This window comes from Actinoplanes regularis (genome assembly GCF_900188005.1).
Lineage (GTDB): Bacteria > Actinomycetota > Actinomycetes > Mycobacteriales > Micromonosporaceae > Actinoplanes > Actinoplanes regularis.
This window is the reverse complement of the sequence record NZ_FZNR01000026.1, coordinates 25,429-43,293: the sequence shown is the minus strand read 5'-3', so window position 1 is coordinate 43,293 and position 17,865 is coordinate 25,429. Positions and strand designations below refer to the sequence as shown.

Sequence of the window (17,865 nt, the reverse complement as noted above, 5' to 3'; positions counted from 1 at the left end):
CGGCGGCGGTCACGGTGTCAAATGAGGTTCAGGGCTCGGGCGCGGCGCACCGCCTCGTTGCGCCGGGACGCGGACAGCTTCCGCAGGATGCTGCGCACGTGGGTCTTGACGGTGTTCACCGAGACGTACATCGAGGCGGCGATCTCCTCGGTCGGCAGCATCTCGGCCATGCCCCGCAGCACGTCCAGCTCCCGCTTGCTCAGCGACTCCACCACGACCGGCTCGGCGACCGCCGCCTGCGGCGATCCGCCCAGCGCCGCCAGCTTCTCGTCGTCGCGCAGCACCCGCCGCAGCCCGCCCCACACCTGGTGGACCGGCCGCCGGAGGTTCTCCGGCCCGGCCACCCGCAGCGCCCGCCGCAACGCCTCCCGGGCCCCGGGCTCATCGTTCCCGCTCGCCGCCAGCATCGCCAGCAGCAGCCAGGCGTCGAGCGCCACCGGCACCGGCACCCCCGCCGCGTCGGCCACCGTCCGGGCCACCTCGTGCGCCCGGCCGGTCTCGCCGCGCGCCAGCGCCAGGGAAGCGTCCACCACCGCCACGTCGGCGGTCCGCGGGTGCGGGAGGGCGGCGAGCAACTCCGCGACGGCGTCCACCCGGCCCGCCCCGAGCAGCAGCCGGGCCCGGCTCAGCTCGGCCTCCCGGCGCAGCCAGGACGGCGCGCCCGGGACCGGCTCCAGCGCGTTCAGCGCACCGCGCAGCTCACCGCGGACCTGAAGACGGCGGGACCTGACGACGGCGTGCGCGGCGGCGGCGAGCGGATCCCCGGCCGTCTGAGCGCCGCGCAGGTGCCGGTCGGCGGTCTCGATGTCGTAGCGCTCCAGGGCCACCCAGGCGAGCGCCACCTGGGCGGCCACCGGCCAGCGTTCCGGGTCCAGGCCGCACTGCCCGGCCAGGTCCAGCGCCTGCCGCGCCGCGCTCTCCGCACGCCCCAGCCGCCCCCGGTACGCCTCCAGCACCGCCAGGGTCCGCAGACAGTCCACCTTGAGCGTCTCGTACCCGGCCGGGATCACCGCCACGGCCTCGGTCAGCACCGCCACCGCGCCTTCCGCGTCGCCATAGGCGCTGCGCGCCCTCCCCTCAGCGGCCAGCATCAGCGCGCGCAGCTCGGGGTGCCGGGCCAGCTTCCGGGCCGAGGCCACGGCCAGGAACGCGTTCGCCACCGGCGCCACCTCGTCCACCCGCTCCGGGTCCGGGCCGTCGGCCAGCAGCAACAGCTGCATCAGGAAGCAGGTCAGGGTGAGCCCCTCGCCGCAGTCGCTGCCCTGGATCGCGAGCAGGTTGCCGGCCAGCGTGAACAGCTCGCGGGCGTCCTCCGAGCGCCCGTCGCCGTACGCGAGCGCCGCCCGCACGATCATCACCTCCGGCAGGTCCAGATCCTCCGGCAGCCCGCCGAAGAGTCCGCCGAGGCGGCCGGTCTCGCCCTCGAGGATCAGGCGGGCGACCGCCAGGTCCTCGATCACCATGGTCGCCGCGGTTCCCCAATCGTCCGCGGTGACCGCGTGCGCGACAGCGTCGGCGAGCCGGCCGTTCTGCGACAGCCAGCGCGCGGCCCGCCGGTGCAGGGTCGCCACCTGCTCCGGCTCTCCCCAGGCCAGCTGGGCGCGCAGCAGCTCGGCGAAGAGCCGGTGGTAGCGGTACAGGTCGGTGCCGTCGCCGACCGGCTGGATGAACGCGTTCTCCCTGGTCAGCGTCGCGAGTAGACGCTGTGCGTCGGGCCGGGCGGTGACCGTGGCGGCCAGGTCCGCCGAGAACGTGTCCAGCACACTGGTCTCCAGCAGGAAGCGGCGCATCACCGGCGACTGGGTGCGCAGCACCTCACCGATGAAGTATTCGGCGATCGTCGACTCGTCACCGGAGATGGTGGTGACCATCCGGGTCACGTCCGCGCTGCCCTGCATCGCGCAGGCGCAGAGCCGGATCCCGGCCGCCCAGCCCTCGGTGTGCTCCAGCAGCGCCGCCAGATCCGGGCCGGCCAGCGGCACGCCGTGCAGCTCCATCAGCCGGGCCGTCTCCTCCGCGGTGAACGCCAGATCCGCGGTGCGCACCTCACGCAGTTGCCCGGCGAGCCGGTAGCGGTACAGCGGCAGCGCCGGGTCCCAGCGCCCGGCGAGCACCACCCGCAGGCCGCGGGCGTGGCCGAGCAGGAACTCCAGGCCGGCCGCCCACTCCCGGCCGGGCAGCTGGGCCGCGCCGTCCAGGACCAGGACCACCGGGGTGGGCTGCCGGTCGATCACCGCCGCCAGCCGGGCGAGGACCGTCCGGCTGGCGGCGGCGCCGGGCACCGCCGGTTCCGGAGCTGGCACGCCGGCCCGGCGCAGGCCCTCCAGGACGTACGACCAGAAGGTGGCGGCCGGCTCGTCCCCGTTCTCGCAAGTGATCCAGACGATCGGCCAGTCCACCGCCCTGGACCGCACCCAGGACGCGAGCAGCTGCGTCTTGCCGCTGCCGGCCAGCCCGGTGACCAGGGTCACCGGGCCACGGATTCCTTCGCTCACCCGCTCCAGCAGCGCCGGCCGCGCCACCATGAAGGGCGGGGCGGCCGGCACCGCGAACTTGGAAGCGAGCAGAGAGCCGTCCGCGTCGTAGTGGGCTGTGCCGGGTGAGTCCGCGATGAGTTCAATGGACACGTTGCATCCCTTCGAGGCCGACCCCGTTCGATCTCCTCGTTCAGACTCCCGGCGTTAGCACCCCCGCGCATCGTCCGGATCGGATAATCCGTGACTGTAAGTCCTGCTTAGGTTACTGATAGGTTAGAACATGCGTTCCCCATGGTGACAGATCGACATAAAGCCCCTCCGCGGCCAATTCACTTCCGGAGCGCTCGAACACCCGCCCGTCCAGCCGGTCGGTCAGCCGCCAGGCCCGGCCGGCCAGCTCGGGGCGGTTCAGCTCGACGATCCCCTGCACGGGATGATCCGAATAATTGATCACCACGATCGCCGAGTCCCAGGCCCAGGCCAGCAGGTTCTGGTGCGACTGGTTGTCCGGCCAGCCGGCGGTCTCCAGCAGCCGCCACCGCCCCGTCCGGACCTCCGCCGCCGCACCGACCACCCGGCGGTAGAAGTCCCGCAGCCCGCCGTCGGCGTGCTCGGCGGGGTACCGGGCGAGGAAGACCGGCAGGTGCGTACGCCGTCCCTCGAACTGCCCGTCGTGCCACAGGACCGCACCGGGCAGGGTCGCCACCGCCACCGCGGCGGCCCGGCCCCGACCACCCGGGAGCGTCACGGCCGCCCGCGGCTCGTCGTGGTTCTCCAGGAACCGGATGAGCTTCTCCTGGTACTCCAGGCCGGCCGCCAGATGCTTGCGGATCGATCCGGCGTCCTCGTGCACCAGCCGGTCGTAGAGCCGCTTGTCGTAGCAGAAGTCGAAGCCCTGCTCCTGCAGCAGCCACTCGGTGTCCCAGTAGGCCTCGGCGATCAGCTCCACATCCGGGTGCCGTTCCCGCAGCGTGCCGATCACCTGCGGCCAGAACTCGGTCTCCGGGACCGGGCCGGCGGACTGTCCCCAGGTCCGGGCGAAGACCTCGTTGGTCAGCAGCATCGCCATGTCGCACCGGATACCGTCGCACTGCTCCGCGATCCCCGCCAGCGCGGCGGCCGTCGCCGCCCGCATCCCCTGGGAGAACGCGTTCAACTGGACCACGTCGGGCCAGGGCGGGAAGTAGGGGTCACGGCCGTGCGCGATCGACCCGTCGTCCAGGCGCACGAACCAGTCCGGGTGCCCGGCCACCGCCGGGTGGTCCGGGGCGACGTGGTTGGGCACGTAGTCGAGGTACAACTTCAGGCCCCGCCTGCGCAGTTCGGCGCGGGCGACCGCGAGCCCCTCCGGCCCGCCGAGCCGGTCGTCGACGCGGTAGCGCCGCACACAGTACGGCGACCCGGCGACGTCCTCCGGCCCGAGATCCGGCAGCGCCTCCCGGAACGACCGCTGCAACTCCTCGTTCGATTGGGCCACGGCCAGCCCGGCCGGGCTGCGCTCCCAGACCCCCATCAGCCACACCCCGTCCAGGCCGGGCGCGGCCACCTCGTCCCACACCGCACCGGGAACCTCGGCCAGTGTGACGCCGAGGCCCGCGAGCCACGGCCAGGTGTCGATCTCGTAGATCACCGGTTTCATCACGACTCCTCCTGGCCGGAGAACTTGCGGAAGACGCCCGCCATGCCGTCCTGGAGCAGCTTTTTGCCGGTCAGCCCGGCGAACAGGTTGGGGAAGAGCGCCACCAGCCCGGTCCAGCCGGTCTGGTGCGCGGCGCCCAGCCCGGCACCGTTGTCGCCGTGGAAGTACTCGGCGAAGAGGATCATCTCCCGCCAGTGCTCACCGGCGAAGACCTCCTGCCCGCCGTAGCAGGGACGCCGCCCGTCCGGGCCGGGGACGAAGATCCGGGTGAGCCGGTCGGAGATCTCCCGGGCCACCTCGAAGAGCGTCAGGTGCACCCCGGAGCCGGTCGGGCACTCCACAGTGAATTCGTCGCCGTAGGCCACGTACAGGTTCAGCAGGGACCGGATCACCAGGGCGTTGACCGGGAACCAGATCGGGCCGCGCCAGTTCGAGTTGCCGCCGAACATCCCGCTGTCCGACTCGGCGGGCTGGTAGGACACGTCGTAGACCTGGTCACCGACCCGGAACTCGAACGGGTTCGCGGCGTGGAACTTCGACAGCGCGCGGATGCCGTACGGGCTGAGGAACTCCTCCTCGTCCAGCATCCGGGCCAGGATCCGGCGCAGCCGGCCCTCGTCGAAGAGCGCCAGCAGCCGGCCGCGCCCATCGCTCATCGTGATCGTCTCGTGCCGCTCCAGGAACGCCTGCGCGTCCGCGATGATCTCGGGATGCCGGTCGAGCAGGGCCCGGTCGTAGACGGTGGCGGCGGCCAGCGGCAGCAGGCCCACCATGGACCGCACCCGCAGCCGCTGCGACGAGCCGTCCGGCAGCCGCAGCAGGTCGTAGTAGAAGCCGTCCTCCTCGTCCCACATCGACCCGCTGCCGGTGGAGATCCAGGCGAAGTGCTCGAAGTAGGTCTGCGCCTGCTCCAGGTAGACCGGATCCTGGACGGCCAGCTCCAGCGCGATCTGCAGCATGTTCTGGCAGTACAGCGCCATCCACGCGGTCCCGTCGGCCTGGTCCAGGTGCCCGCCGGTGGGCAGCGGCGCGCTGCGGTCGAAGACCCCGATGTTGTCCAGGCCGAGGAAGCCGCCCTGGAACACGTTGCGCCCGTCGACGTCCTTGCGATTCACCCACCAGGTGAAGTTCTTCGCCAGCTTGTGGAAGATCCGCTCCAGCCAGTCGTGGTCGCCCTGCCCGGTGCGGGCCTTCTCCAGCTCGTAGACCAGGTAGGTGGCCCAGGCGTGCACCGGCGGGTTGACGTCGCCGAAGTTCCACTCGTAGGCCGGGATCTGCCCGTTCGGATGCAGATAGCGGCGGCTGAGCAGCAGGTCCAGCTGGCCCTTGGCGAAACCGAGGTCGACCGCGGCGAACGCGACCGACTGGAACGCCAGGTCCCAGGCCGCGAACCAGGGGTACTCCCAGGTGTCCGGCATCGAGATGATGTCGTGCGCGTCCAGGTGGAACCAGTCGCCGTTGCGGATGCCGGGCGCGTCCAGCGGGTTGCGGCCGTGCTCGGTGAGCCACTGCTCCACGTCGTACCCGAAGTACTGCTTGGACCAGATCATCCCGGCCAGGGCCTGCCGGACGACCTGGCGTTGCGGCTCGCCCAGCGCGGGGGCGAACAGATCGGCGTAGAACTCGTCGGCCTCGGCCCGGCGGGCCTCGACGACCTCGTCGAAGGCGTGGTCGTCCCGGTCGGCCGCGGTGGGTGGCTGGTCACTGAGCTTCGCCCGGACGCGATACTCGCCGCCCGCCGGCACCACCATCGTGACCACCGCCGCGGCCTTACCGCCCTCGTCGCCGGCGTTGACCGCCTCCTTCTCCCCCTGGATCAGGTAGCGACCGAACGCGTCCTTGCGGCCGTCCGCGTTCTCCGTGAACAGCAGCGGATGCTCGCCGAGACAGGTCCACCAGCGCTGGCCGAGCCGGTCGTGTTCGGCCCGCACCACCCCGGCGTCGAGGCCGTACAGCCGCGCCTGGGCGCCGGTGTTGCGGAACCACACGGTCGGCAGCAGGTGCAGGACGGCCTCCTCCGGGCCGCGGTTGTGCACGGTGATCCGGGTGAGGATCTCCTCCGGGCCGGCCTTGGCGTACTCGACGACCACGTCGAAGTAGCGGTCCTCGGCGAAGATCCCGGTGTCCAGCAGTTCGTACTCGAACTCGTTGCGGCCGCGCGCCCGGTTGGTGGCGACCAGATCCTCGTACGGGAACTCCCGCTGCGGATATTTGTAGACCATCCGGAGGTACGAGTGGGTGGGCGTCCCGTCGACGTAGAAGTAGTACTCCTTGACGTCCTCGCCGTGGTTGCCCTCGGCGTTGGTCAGTCCGAAGAACCGCTCCTTGAGGATCGGGTCCCGCCCGTTCCACAGCGCCACGGCCAGGCAGAGCTGCTGCCGGTCGTCGCTGAACCCGGCGATGCCGTCCTCACCCCACCGGTACGCCCGGGATCGCGCCTGATCGTGGGTCAGGTGGTCCCACGCGTCCCCTCCCGGGCTGTAGTCCTCCCGGACCGTCCCCCACTGCCGTTCGCTCAGGTACGGCCCCCACCGCCGCCAGTCGACGACGGCGGTGTCGGCGTCCCGCAGACGCCTCTGCTCGGCATTCTCTACTGCGCTCATGCCGCCAGGCTGGACAAGCCCAGGTCAGCGGGCGTCCTCCGGGGAGGATGAAACGCCGCCCGGCACAGCCGGGCGGCGTCTCACAGTCGATCTTCGGTGCGACTACTGGGCGGACGCTCCGTGCAGAGCCTCCTGCAGCTCCTCCTCGGTCTCCTTCGGGAGCGAGGACTTGAGGACGGTGCCGCCGAACTTGCTCAGCGACTCGACCGCCTTGTCCGGGGTGACCGCTTCGAGCACCATGAACAGCGCCGAGGTACCCGGCTGGAGCTCGTCCCGGATCCGCTCCGTGAACTCCTTGTTGATGGCGCCCTTGGCGAGCTTGCCGGTGAGCGCGCCCAGGCCCGCGCCGACCGCCATGCCCAGGATCGGGATGAAGAACAGCATCCCGAACAGCAGTCCCCAGAACATGCCCCAGGTCGTCCCGCCGCCCACCGCGTGGTGGTTGGTGGTGACGTGGTACTTGCCCTCACGGTCCCGGATGATCGTGGCGATCGCGTCCGGCTGGATGATCAGGTCTTTGGCGAGCCGGTTGGCCTCCAGCGACGCCGCTGTCGCGGTGGTCTCGTCCGGGTACCCGATGGCGATCAGTGTTGCCATGACGTGCTCCTTCCCGATTGTGGCGCCACCGCGGCGCGGCCCGGCGGCGTGAAGCCCAGTCAGCCACGGCGCGGCGCGCCGATCCTCATTCCGGGCGAATGACTTCTCCCGGCGGGCGGTCCGCCGCCGGGCCCCTTTCACCCCTGTGGGGCGATGCATCCGTACACCCCGGCCGCGAGGGTCGGAGAAACACCTTCTGCCGTACGAAGGAGCCGGTCATGCACGAGCGCTACGAGATCCGGGTCCGCGGCTTTCTTGGTCCTCTGCTCCGGAGAACGCTCGGTGATCTGCGGATCCGCACCATGCCCCGGCACAGCACGATCCGCGGCCGGCTCTCCGACGACGACCTGGAACGCCTGCTCACCCGCCTGGACCGCTCCGGTGTCCAGGTGGTCTGTCTGACCTCCTTGGGAGAACAACGATGACCCACACCGACTACTCCCGAACCGGCCCGCCGCCCTCACCCTGGGTAGGGATGGTGCTCCTCGCCGGCGTGACACTGCTGCTCACAGGCGGTTTCGAGGTGATCGAGGGGGTCGTGATGCTGGTGCGCGACGACCTCGCCCAGGCTACCGCGGACGCCCTTGCCATCCCGGTGAACTTCACGTTTTGGGGCTGGGTTCAGCTGATCTTCGGCACGGTGAGCGTGCTGGCCGGGGTCGGGGTGCTCTACGGGAAGTTCTGGGCCCGGATCATCGCCATCGTGATCGGGATGTTCAGCGCGTTCTCGAACATGGTGATGCTGCCGGCGTACCCGTTCTGGTGCGCCATCATCATCGCCCTGAACGTGCTCTGTATATACGCGGTCGCGGCGCACGGCCGTGAGATCCGCGCCTGACGCCCGCCCGGCCGGGACCGTTCGAGGAGGCGGGCCCGGCCGGGACGGGTCCCGGCGCCTGGCGCCCGTGGCGCAGCTGCCCCGGGGCGTACTGGTACTGCTGGGGTTCGCCTGCCTGGTGATCGTGGTCGCCGGGCTGCGCTGGGTCGCCGACCTCATCGGACCGGTCTTCCTCGGGTTGATGCTGGTCGTCACGGTCAGTCCGATGACCACCTGGCTGCGCCGCCGGGGCACCCCGGCCTGGCTCGCCGCCGTGGCCACCGTCGTGGTGGTCTACCTGATCCTCGCCGCCCTGGGCGGCGCCCTGGCCGTGTCGGTCAGCCGGCTGATCGACCTGATGCCGCAGTACCAGGCGCAGTTCGCGGCGCTGCGGGAAGACCTCGTCAGCGGCCTGGGCACGCTGGGCGTCGACAGCGAGCAGCTGCGGTCGGCGGTGGCCGGTGCCACCCCGAGCTCCGTGGTGCACGTGGTGCAGTCCCTGTTCGGCGGGCTCGCCGCGGTGCTGTCGAACACCCTGTTCCTGGTCGCCGTGCTGCTGTTCATGTGCCTGGACTCGGTCGACTTCCCGGCCCGGCTCGCCGCCGTGGTCGGCGAGCGGCCGCAGGTGGTCGGGGCACTGCGCTCGTTCGCTCACGGGACCCGCCGCTACCTCGTGGTCTGCACGGTGTTCGGGCTGATCGTCGCGGTCTTCGACACCCTGCTGCTCTGGGCCCTCGGCGTGCCGCTGCCGGTCCTGTGGGGCCTGCTGTCGTTCATCACCAACTACATCCCGAACATCGGCTTCGTGATCGGGGTGATCCCGCCGGCGCTGCTCGGGCTGCTGCAGGGCGGGCCGGAGCTGATGCTCACCGTGATCGCGCTCTACTGCCTGGTCAACTTCGTGATCCAGTCGGTGATCCAGCCGAAGGTCGTCGGGGACGCGGTCGGCCTGTCCGCGACCGTGTCGTTCCTGGCGCTGATCTTCTGGGCGTGGGTGCTGGGCGCGCTCGGAGCGCTGCTCGCGATCCCGCTGACGCTGCTGGCCAAGGGGCTGCTGGTGGACGTCGATCCGAACTCCCGCTGGGTGAACGCGCTGCTCTCCTCCTCTTGGGATGAGGCGCGCGACGCGCCGGCGCCCTGACGATGGCGCAATGACCACCTTCACTGTTTGGAAGTACGACGATCCCAAGGGCGCCGAGCAGGCGTTCGACGCCGTCAAGTACGCCGCTTCGGACGACCTCGTGAAGATCATCGACCACGCGATCGTGAGCTGGCCGGCCGGCGCCGCGAAGCCGGAGACCCATCAGGGCCACGACACCAGCTGGCGGGCGACCGGGTGGGGCGCGTTCTGGGGCGTGGTGTTCGGCAGCCTGTTCTTCATCCCGGTGATCGGCGGGGTCGTCGGCGCCGGGATCGGCGCGCTCGCCAAGGCCGCCGAGGGGACGGGGATCACCCGCGAGCAGCTGGAACGGATCCGGACCTCGATCACCGAGGGGACGTCCGCGCTCTTCCTGGTCACCGACGAGGGCAACCTGGACCGGCTGGGTGAGCGCTTCCACGGCCTGGGCAACCGGCTGATCGAGACCAACCTGACCGAGGCGGAGCGGGACACGCTGCTCGAGACGTTCGGCGACCACCACCCGTGAGCGCCGCCCGGGTGACGGCCGGCCGTGCGGCCAGGAAGCGGACGCCGTTGGACCGGCACGGCGTCTTCCAGCCCCCGGCCGACCGGCCCGATCCGGTCGACATCGTCCTCGCGCAGGAGAAGGACCGGATCCCCGAACTGCTGAACCTGCGGCACGAGCGGATGCGGGCGTCCCCGCTCGCGTTCTACCGGGGCGCGGCCGCCGTGATGGCCGCCGACCTCGTCACCCAGCCCGGCTCCGGCCTGGTCACCCAGCTCTGCGGGGACGCGCATCTGTACAACTTCGGGCTGTTCGCGTCGCCGGAGCGGCGGCTCGTCTTCGACCTGAACGACTTCGACGAGACCTGGCCCGGGCCGTTCGAATGGGATGTCAAACGCCTGCTGGCCAGCGTCGCGCTGGCCGGCCGGGCGAACGGGTTCGGCCGGCGCGACCGGGCCGTGATCCTGCTCCGCGCGGCGCGGCGTTACCGGGAGACGATGGCCGCCTTCGCGGGGATGAGCGAGCTGGACGTCTGGTACGCCCGCGCCGACGTGGACGATCTCGTCGAGCGGCTGGACCACGACCGCCGCCGCAAGGTGCTCCAGGTCGGCGCGAAGGCTCGCGGGCGTACCGGTCTGCAGGCGTACCGGAAACTCACGACCGTGGTGGACGGTCGCCGCGGGATCGCCGCCGATCCCCCGCTGCTGGTCCCGGTCTCGGACCTGCTGCCGGAACTGGACCGGCTCCAGTTGGAGGACCGCATCCGCGCGCTGCTGGCCGGTTACCGGTCCACGCTCGCCGAGGACCGCCGGCACCTGTTCGATGCCTTCCGCTATGTCGACATGGCCCGCAAGGTCGTCGGTGTGGGGAGCGTCGGCACCCGCTGCTGGATCGTCCTGCTCACCGCCCGCGACGACACGGATCCCCTGCTCCTGCAGGTGAAGGAGGCCGGCCCGTCGGTTCTGGCGACGGCCACCGTGTGGGCCGCCGCCGGTCCCGCCCCGGGACTGGCGGCCGGCACCGACGGCGAGGGGCACCGGGTGGTCGCCGGGCAACGGTTGATGCAGGCCACCAGCGACATCTTCCTGGGCTGGCACCGGGTTCCCGGCATCGACGGCCGGACCCGCGACTTCTACGTCCGTCAGCTGCGCGATTGGAAGGGCTCGGTCCCCACCGAGGAGATGAACCCGCGGGGCCTGCGGGCGTACGCCGAGCTCTGTTCCTGGACCCTGGCCCGGGCCCACGCCCGCAGCGGCGACCGCGTCGCCATCGCCGCGTATCTCGGCGACAGCGACCGGTTCGACCGCGCGCTGGCGGAGTTCGCCGAGTCCTACGCCACCCGCAGCGAGCTGGACCACATCGCCTTCCGCGCCGCCACCAAGCCCTGACCTGCTACTTCGCGGCGCCCCGCGTCGACGCGGGGCGCGCGGATCGCCGGCGGCGTCATCGCCGCGCGGGGCTCACGCCTGCCTCAATGCCGGGTGGCGGTGCGCCAGCAGCGTCACCGCCGCCTCGTAGGCGATCAGCAGAACCAGGATGATCAGCAAGGACGTCCACGAGGACAGGATCAGGGCGAGGATCACCGCGACCACGACGCCGGCGATGCGCAGCGGATCGAGGTGGGCGGCGATCCAGCCGGGGGCGTGCGCGGCCAGCACCCGCGAGCCGGAACGGACCCCCCGGGCCGTGACCCGGGTGGCCCGGGCCAGCCGATCCCGCGACCAGACCGGGAAACGACCGGGCCCGACCAGGTAGGCCAGCAGCGCCAGCAGCGTACCGATCACGATGATCTGGACGCCGCGCTCCCGCAGCAGACCGAAGATGCTCGTCATCGCGGCGTCCACGCCGTCCCGGTAGGTCCCGGCCGGCACCTGGGCGATGATCTCCCGGCGCACCGCGCGCAGGATCGCGGTGACCGCCACCGCGGCGACCACCAGCCACATCCCCAGCTGCACCGCCGTGCGACGGCGGCCCGGTGAGACCAGGAACGCGGCGATCAGCAGCGCGATCGTCGCGCCGGCGAAGAGCGCCAGGTCCCGCTTCGCGGTGGCCACCGCCTGCTGGGCCGCCCACAGCTTCCCCGAGTCGTAGACGGTGAACTGCGCGAAGTTCGCCGGCAGGGTCACGCCGAGCTCCTCCTGCACCCGCTCACGCAGGTTCTCCGGGATCGCCCCGCTGCTCAGGTCCGGCAGCGTGAGCTGCTTGCCGAAGAGCGTGGGCAACTCCGCGCTCAACTCACGCAGCGCCTGATTGATCAGGGGCAGCAGGTCGAGCTCGATCCGGTCGTTCCGGGCGATCACCACGTCGCTGGTGCCGTTGAGGACGGCCAGCATGCGCTGATGCACCCGCTGGTTGAGCTCCACCCAGAGCACCTGGAACCGGTCGCTGCGCAGCACGTCCGTCACGATCTTGCGGACCTGGTCGCGGATCTGGCCGGTCAGCGGGCCGGCCACGAACGCCGCCTGTTCCGGCAGCACGGCGCGCAGCCGCTGTTCGACGTCGACCACCTTGAACAGCTCCGTGGTCGCGTACTGCGCGACGGCCGCCGAGACCGCCGGGTCCCGCGGGAGCGGTGCGACAGTCGCGACCCAGCGGTCCGTGGTCAACGTGGTTCGTGCCGCCCACAGCCCGACCACGCTGGTGACCAGCGCGAACGCCGCCACCGCGGCGAGCACCGCCGCGATGGTCCGCCGCACCGCTTGGCCCCGGTCACCCCGCCGGGTCCGCGCTCCGAGCTCCGCCCGCAGCGTGGCGACCTCGGCCCGCAGGCGCGCGAGCTCGTCGTCGCCGGACGACGGGTCACGGGAGACCTCAGGCGACGGATCGCCGGCACCCTCAGGCGACGGATCACCGGAGACCTCAGCGGAAAACGCGCTCACGGGACTGGACATGGCCTCTCCCTTCCGACCGGGTGGCCGTTGGCCACCCTGGCGCGGCGAACGGACGCCGGCATGGCCGACGGTCGCTGACGACGGTCGCCGGCGCTTCATCCGGCGGGAATGAACGACGCCGCGGAGGCGGCCGGAGAGCGGCGCGCACCCGGGACGGGCCAGGCCGGATGGTTTCACCCCGGACGGATGAAGCCGGTCCGGGACCCGGGACGCAGGCTGTGGCAATGGCATTGGGGCCGCTGGAACTCATGATCATGTCCTTTCCCGCGGAACGACTGAACGACGGCGTGCTGACGACGCTGGACCGCCTCACCCGGGCCGGGGAGATGCGGATCGTCGATGTTCTGGTGGTCCGCGCCGACTCGGCGGGTGCGACCCGCACCGTGGAGCTGTGCGACCTGCCGGGGCTGCCGGGCAGTCTCGCCTGGGCCCGGCTGGCGACCGGGCTGATCACCGCGACCGACATCGACGAGGTGGCACGGCTCGTCGATCGGGACACCAACGCCCTGGCCGTGCTCCTGGAGCACCGCTGGGTGAACGAACTGGCCGGCCGGGTCGCCGCGTCCCATGGAACCATCGTGGCACTTACCCACATTCCTGGGGCGCCCGGCCGTGGACGCGTGCTGACAACCACGAGTTGAGGGGAGATCCATGACCAGGAGAGAGAGTGCACAGCGACGGGCCGCCGACGCCTACGACGTGCTGCGGGGGCGGCGGGACTACAAGGTGCTGGTCGTGCTGCCGCTTGTCGCGGCGGCCGGCGGCGCCCTGATCGCATTGGGGCTGGAGCGACTGGTGATCCGCCGCCGCGACACGGCGACGGCACCGGAGCCCGCCCTGGACCGCCGGCCCGAACCGGTGGCCGTCCGATGACCGAACTGGACGAGATGGGCCCCGTCGACTACCTGTGCATCGAGTTCCCGAGCGGGAGCCTGACCGGCGGCGCGCTTCCGCTGCTGCTGGATCTGGTGGACCGCCGGGTGATCCGCGTGCTGGACCTGCTGTTCGCCCGGAAGTCACCGGACGGCTCGGTCGTGGCGCTGGACGGGCGGGAGCTGGAGCTCAGTGGGCTGGGCGCGTTCCACGGCGCGGCCTCCGGGATGCTCGGCGGCGACGACCTGAGCGAGATCGGCAACCTGCTGGAGCCGGGTGGGGCCGCGGTCCTGCTGGTCTACGAGAACCTCTGGGCCGCACCGCTGGCCCGGACGCTGCGTCGCGCCGGCGCGCACCTGGTGGGCGGCGGCCGGATCCCGATCCAGGAGTTGCTGGCGGCGCTCGACGCCTCCGAGCCGGAAGAGAAGCCCGAAGAGACCGCATTCATGAGTGGGAGGTGACCGGCGATGCCGGGTCTGCTCAGGGGAATCGCACGAACCGCGGTGGTCGCCGGCACGGCGACCGCGGTCTCCAACCGGGTCTCCCGCCGCCAGGCCGGCCGGTGGGCGCGCCGGGAGGAGGAGCGGTACTACGACGATGAGCCGGTCGAGGCCGAACCGGAGCCGGTCGCGCCGGACCCGGTCTCGACCAAGCTGGGGCAGCTGCGGCAGCTCGGTGAGCTGAAGACCCAGGGTCTGCTCACCGACGCGGAGTTCGAGGTGGAGAAGTCCAAGATCTTGAATTCCTGAACTGCCCGGAGATGGAGAAAGCCGGTCACCGTTGCCGCGGTGACCGGCTTTTTCGATACGGCGGGACCTCATCCCTCCCGGACGACGGTGGTCATGGCGACCTTGTCGGCCAGGCCCTGGTGCCGGCGGTCCACGATCAGCCACAGCGCGCCGATCGGGAAGTAGGCCAGCAGCAGCGCCCGGATCAGCGCGGCGAGCCACCGCACCGGTGTGCCGTCGGCGCGGACCACCCGCACGCCCAGCAGCGCCATTCCGGGCGTACGCCCGGCCAGGCCCCAGAACACGGTGCAGTAGAGCGCCAGCAGGGCCGGCAGGAAGACCAGGTAGGAGGAGACGAGCAGGCGGGCCAGTTGGTGCGCCTCGGCGCCGATCACCGCGGAGACCATCCCGAGGGCGGTCACCGCGGCGCCGGCTACCGCCGCGACGGTGAAGGTGTCGATCAGGTACGCCAAGGTCCGGCTGACCAGCCCGGCGTATCCGGTCACGGCGCGTCGCCGCGCCTCGTCATCCGCAGGGTCAACCGGTCGACGGCGGTGTCGCCCGCGGCCGCGCCGGCGCGGACCCGGCCCACCGCCTCGCCGACGATCGTCTCCCGCTGGCCGCGGACCAGCGCGCGGATCCGGTCCGGCTCGTTCTCCAGCAGCGACAGCACCCGTTCCAGCTGGGCGTCGACCACCCGGCCGACGAGCTCGGAGTGGGCCAGCCGCTCGACGGCGGCGTCCACCGCCCGTTGTGCGCCGCGCCGGCCACGCTCGCGCTCCGCGGCGCCCCGCTCGGCGAGGACCGTCCAGCGGGCCCAGGCCTCGGCGGCCGTACGCAGGCTCTCGCGATCCCACCGGGACCTCAGGTCGGACAGCTTGTCGGCGCTCTTCTCCCCGGCCCGGAACGCCGCGCCGATGGCGACGTCCCCGAGCTGAATCAACGCGATCATGAGGAGCTCCCGGCCCGGCGGCGCCGCAGCACCGCTTTACGGATCTCGGTGGGAAGGATGACCGTGAGCCCGGCGACCAGGCAGATCGCCCACTGACCGAGGTCGAGGCTGATCGTGTGCAGGATTCGCTGGAACAGGCCGAGCTCGGTGGCGAGCACGATCGCGACGAGCGACATCCCGGTGGTCACCACGAACCGCCGGTCGTTGAAGGTCTCCAGGCTGAAGACCGACCGGATCTCGCTGCGGATGGTCCACGAGAAGAAGAGGTTCATCAGCGAGAACGCGGTCAGGCCCATGGTCCGGGCGACGTCGATGTCCCGGTTCTGTTCGGAGAACCAGATCACGAGCAGCGTGATCGCGCCCATGAACACGCCGAGCAGGCCGAGCCAGCCCAGCGTCCGGTTGGCCAGCAGGGGCTCGTCGGAGCGGCGCGGCCGATGTTTCATGATGTCCGGCTCCGCGTTGCCGTAGCCGAGGCCGACCGACTGGAACACCTGGGTGGTGAAGTTCAGCCACAGCGTCTGCAGCGGCACGAACGGCACGCCGGCGGCGATGTTGCCGATGCTCGCCGCGAGGAACGTGATGATCATGGCGGCCAGCACGCCCATCTGGAAGAAGATGTACTTCTTCAGGTTCGCGTAGAGGGCGCGGCCCAGCTCGACGGCCTTGACGATGGTGGCGAAGTCGTCGTCGGTGAGGATCATCGCGGCGGCTTCCTTGCTCACCTCGGTGCCGGTGATCCCCATCGCGATGCCGATGTCGGCCTTCTTCAGCGCGGGCGCGTCGTTGACCCCGTCGCCGGTCATCGCGACGATGTGGCCCTTGCGCTTGAGGATCTCGACCAGGCGCACCTTGTGCTCCGGGGTGACCCGGGCGATCACGCCGATCCCGCCGATCTCCCGCTCCGCCTCCTCGTCGCTCATCGCGCCGAACTCGGCCCCGGTGATCGCCCGGCCGCGGATGCCGAGCTTGCCGGCGATGGCCGCGGCGGTCACCGCGTGGTCCCCGGTGATCATGCGGACCTCGATGCCGGCCGCATGCGCCTCGGCGATCGCGTCCTTCGCCTGCGGCCTCGGCGGGTCGACGATCCCGACCAGGGCCAACGGGGTCAGGCCCTCGCCGATCATGGCGAGCAGGTCGCCGGACGGGTCGAAGGTCTCCGGGTCGAAGTCCTTGCGCGCGGTCGCCATGACGCGCAGGCCCTGGTGGGCCAGCCGGTCGTTCTCGGCCGAGTAGCGGTCGTGCTGGTCCTCGGTGAGCGAACAGCGGGCGAGCAACTGGTCCGGGGCCCCCTTGACGAAACAGCGGATCACCCCGGTGTCGGGCATCCGGTGGAACGTCGCCATCAGCTTGTACGCCGCGTCGAACGGCAGCTCGGCCAGCCGCGGGAACCTCTCCCGGGTCGCCTGCGCGTCCAGGCCACCCTTCTCGGCGAGGACCACGAGCGCGCCCTCGGTCGGGTCACCGATCAGCGTCCCGTCGGTGACCACCGCGTCCGAGGCGAGGATCATCGGCAGCAGGTTCTCCTCCAGGGGAACGTCCGGCTCCCCGGCCACCCGCTTGATCGTGCCCTCGGTGGAGTACCCGCTCCCGGAGATCACGTAGCGCCGTCCCGGGATCGCCATCTCGCTGGCGGTCATCTGGTTCAGGGTCAGCGTCCCGGTCTTGTCCGAGTTGATCGCCGAGGTGGAACCGAGCGTCTCGGTCGAACGCAGCCGCTTGACGATCGCGTTCGACCGGGCCAGCAGCTGGGTGCCGAGCGACAGGATGGTGGTGACCACGGCCGGCAGACCGGTCGGGATGGCCGAGACGGCGAACGCCACCGCGGCGGTGAACACCACGTTGAACTCGTTGCCCCGGGCCAGGTTGATCAGCACGGAGGCGAGCAGCGCGAACCCGGAGATGAACAGGATCTGCCGGGTGAGCTTGTCGAGCTGCCGGGTGAGCGGGGTGGCGGCCTCCTTGTCGGTCTGCAGCATCTTGGAGATGCGCCCGACCTCGGTGGACATTCCCGTCGCGGTGACCAGCAGCTCCCCCGAGCCGCGGGTGACGTTGGTGTTCATGTACGCCATGTCGGACCGGTCACCCAGGTCGGTGTCCTCGGACGCGACCGGTTCGACGTTCTTGGCGACCGGCAGGCTCTCCCCGGTCAGCGCCGACTCGTCGATCTCCAGCGTGGCCGCGCGCAACAGCCGCCCGTCGGCCGGGATCACGTCACCGGCCTCGAACTGCACCACGTCGCCCGGGACCAGCTCCTGCGCGGGCAGCTCCGTGAGGGTGCCGTCCCGGCGCACCCGGGCCTTGATGATCATCATCTTCTGCAGCGCCTCGACCGCGGCCGCGGCCTTACCCTCCTGTTGCAGGCCGAGGACCGCGTTGAGCAGGGTGAGAGCGAGCAGCATGACGCCGGTGCCCCACTGCTTGAGCGGGTAGAGGCTGCCCAGGCCGGCGACGAGCAGGACGATCTGCATCGGGTCGGCGTACTGCCGGACGAACGCGCGCCACCAGGGTTCCCTCTTCGCCTGGGCGAAGCGGTTGGGGCCGTACTTCTCGCGCCGATTGGCGGCTTCCGTGCTGCTCAGGCCCTGCTTCTGGTCGACATTCTCGAGCTTCAGGGCTTCCGGTACGGACAGGACGTGGAAAGTCGTCGTCATCGAGGGCTC

At 71.2% G+C, this 17,865-nt stretch carries 17 protein-coding genes; 9 read left to right on the top strand and 8 right to left on the bottom strand.

The genetic code is table 11. The annotated features are described in order from the left end of the window. Positions 1-17: 17 nt before the first annotated feature. The 4 genes from CHC09_RS38925 to CHC09_RS38910 form a co-directional block, all read right to left on the bottom strand. Positions 18-2,627, bottom strand: a complete 2,610-nt coding sequence (locus tag CHC09_RS38925; RefSeq protein WP_089298298.1) for a winged helix-turn-helix domain-containing protein — start codon at positions 2,625-2,627, stop codon at positions 18-20. Positions 2,628-2,739: 112 nt separating this feature from the next. Next, the gene (locus CHC09_RS38920; protein WP_089298297.1) at positions 2,740-4,116 is read right to left on the bottom strand and encodes an alpha-amylase family protein; all 1,377 of its coding nucleotides are present in this window, start codon (positions 4,114-4,116) and stop codon (positions 2,740-2,742) included. Continuing rightward, positions 4,116-6,719 (bottom strand): MGH1-like glycoside hydrolase domain-containing protein, encoded by a 2,604-nt coding sequence (locus CHC09_RS38915; protein ID WP_089298296.1) that lies wholly within the window; start codon positions 6,717-6,719, stop codon positions 4,116-4,118. The genes CHC09_RS38920 and CHC09_RS38915 overlap by 1 nt, the downstream gene beginning before the upstream one ends. 102 nt (positions 6,720-6,821) lie before the next feature. Further along, entirely contained in the window at positions 6,822-7,316 is a 495-nt protein-coding gene (locus CHC09_RS38910; RefSeq protein WP_089298295.1) for a DUF1269 domain-containing protein, read from the bottom strand. Between the two features lie 218 nt (positions 7,317-7,534). Between CHC09_RS38910 and CHC09_RS38905 the strand changes: the two genes are divergently transcribed. The 5 genes from CHC09_RS38905 (at position 7,535) to CHC09_RS38885 (ending at position 11,146) form a co-directional block, all read left to right on the top strand. After that, entirely contained in the window at positions 7,535-7,741 is a 207-nt protein-coding gene (locus tag CHC09_RS38905; RefSeq protein ID WP_089298294.1) for a hypothetical protein, read from the top strand. Then, positions 7,738-8,154, top strand: a complete 417-nt coding sequence (locus tag CHC09_RS38900) for a DUF7144 family membrane protein (RefSeq protein WP_089298293.1) — start codon at positions 7,738-7,740, stop codon at positions 8,152-8,154. The genes CHC09_RS38905 and CHC09_RS38900 overlap by 4 nt, the downstream gene beginning before the upstream one ends. 67 nt (positions 8,155-8,221) lie before the next feature. Beyond that, a complete protein-coding gene (locus CHC09_RS38895; RefSeq protein ID WP_239138818.1) occupies positions 8,222-9,274 on the top strand; it encodes an AI-2E family transporter in 1,053 nt (350 codons plus the stop codon). A gap of 10 nt (positions 9,275-9,284) precedes the next feature. Continuing rightward, positions 9,285-9,779 (top strand): DUF1269 domain-containing protein, encoded by a 495-nt coding sequence (locus tag CHC09_RS38890; protein ID WP_089298292.1) that lies wholly within the window; start codon positions 9,285-9,287, stop codon positions 9,777-9,779. Continuing rightward, positions 9,776-11,146 carry a DUF2252 domain-containing protein gene (locus tag CHC09_RS38885; protein WP_089298291.1) on the top strand — a complete coding sequence of 457 codons (1,371 nt, stop codon included), beginning with the start codon at positions 9,776-9,778 and terminating at the stop codon, positions 11,144-11,146. The genes CHC09_RS38890 and CHC09_RS38885 overlap by 4 nt, the downstream gene beginning before the upstream one ends. Positions 11,147-11,218: 72 nt before the next feature. On the opposite strand, the gene CHC09_RS38880 is transcribed toward CHC09_RS38885, so the two are convergent. Continuing rightward, positions 11,219-12,649 carry a hypothetical protein gene (locus CHC09_RS38880; protein ID WP_239138817.1) on the bottom strand — a complete coding sequence of 477 codons (1,431 nt, stop codon included), beginning with the start codon at positions 12,647-12,649 and terminating at the stop codon, positions 11,219-11,221. 224 nt (positions 12,650-12,873) lie between these two features. Here CHC09_RS38880 and CHC09_RS38875 point away from each other — a divergent pair, with 224 nt between their 5' ends. From CHC09_RS38875 to CHC09_RS38860, 4 genes are read left to right on the top strand one after another with little or no spacing between them, the layout of a single operon-like run. Further along, positions 12,874-13,290, top strand: a complete 417-nt coding sequence (locus CHC09_RS38875; RefSeq protein WP_089298290.1) for a DUF6325 family protein — start codon at positions 12,874-12,876, stop codon at positions 13,288-13,290. 10 nt (positions 13,291-13,300) lie between these two features. Further along, positions 13,301-13,522: a hypothetical protein gene (locus CHC09_RS38870; protein ID WP_089298289.1), complete on the top strand. Its 222-nt coding sequence runs from the start codon at positions 13,301-13,303 to the stop codon at positions 13,520-13,522. Further along, positions 13,519-13,983, top strand: coding sequence for a DUF6325 family protein (locus CHC09_RS38865; protein ID WP_179277460.1), 465 nt, complete (start codon positions 13,519-13,521; stop codon positions 13,981-13,983). Before CHC09_RS38870 ends, CHC09_RS38865 begins: the two co-directional genes overlap by 4 nt. A 6-nt stretch (positions 13,984-13,989) precedes the next feature. Next, a complete protein-coding gene (locus CHC09_RS38860) occupies positions 13,990-14,271 on the top strand; it encodes an SHOCT domain-containing protein (protein WP_089298288.1) in 282 nt (93 codons plus the stop codon). Positions 14,272-14,339: 68 nt separating this feature from the next. On the opposite strand, the gene CHC09_RS38855 is transcribed toward CHC09_RS38860, so the two are convergent. From CHC09_RS38855 to CHC09_RS38845, 3 genes are read right to left on the bottom strand one after another with little or no spacing between them, the layout of a single operon-like run. Continuing rightward, positions 14,340-14,756, bottom strand: a complete 417-nt coding sequence (locus tag CHC09_RS38855) for an RDD family protein (protein WP_089298287.1) — start codon at positions 14,754-14,756, stop codon at positions 14,340-14,342. Further along, a complete protein-coding gene (locus CHC09_RS38850; protein WP_089298286.1) occupies positions 14,753-15,202 on the bottom strand; it encodes a hypothetical protein in 450 nt (149 codons plus the stop codon). Before CHC09_RS38850 ends, CHC09_RS38855 begins: the two co-directional genes overlap by 4 nt. Next, the gene (locus CHC09_RS38845) at positions 15,199-17,856 is read right to left on the bottom strand and encodes a cation-translocating P-type ATPase (protein WP_089298285.1); all 2,658 of its coding nucleotides are present in this window, start codon (positions 17,854-17,856) and stop codon (positions 15,199-15,201) included. Before CHC09_RS38845 ends, CHC09_RS38850 begins: the two co-directional genes overlap by 4 nt. Positions 17,857-17,865: the final 9 nt, after the last annotated feature.